The sequence below is a fragment of the Parazoarcus communis SWub3 = DSM 12120 genome (assembly GCF_003226565.1).
Classification (GTDB): Bacteria; Pseudomonadota; Gammaproteobacteria; order Burkholderiales; family Rhodocyclaceae; genus Parazoarcus; species Parazoarcus communis.
Map to the genome: position 1 here is coordinate 1 of NZ_QKOE01000223.1, position 236 is coordinate 236.

1 protein-coding gene is annotated in these 236 nt (G+C 64.8%); it reads right to left on the minus strand.

Going from position 1 to position 236, the window contains the following annotated elements; genetic code table 11:
• Nucleotides 1–236, minus strand: a 236-nt coding sequence (locus DNK49_RS23830; RefSeq protein ID WP_165843454.1) for a transposase, incomplete at both ends; no start/stop codon positions are given.

Consider the following 236-nt stretch of genomic DNA (forward strand, 5'->3'; position numbering starts at 1 on the left):
TTGGACATGCGCGTGCGCCCGCGAACGGAGCTGCCCGATTCGTGCTGGCGCGGATCGAGCCCGGCGAAAGCGGCGGCTTGGCGGGCATTGGCAAAGTGCTCAGGGCCAATGTCGTAGGCCAGGATCACCGCGATGGTACGCTCACCGATGCCAGGAATGGATTCGAGCAAACGGCGCTTGTCGCGCAAGGACGGATCGTCGTCGATGTGCTGGCGGATGGCTTTGATCAGCCGCGC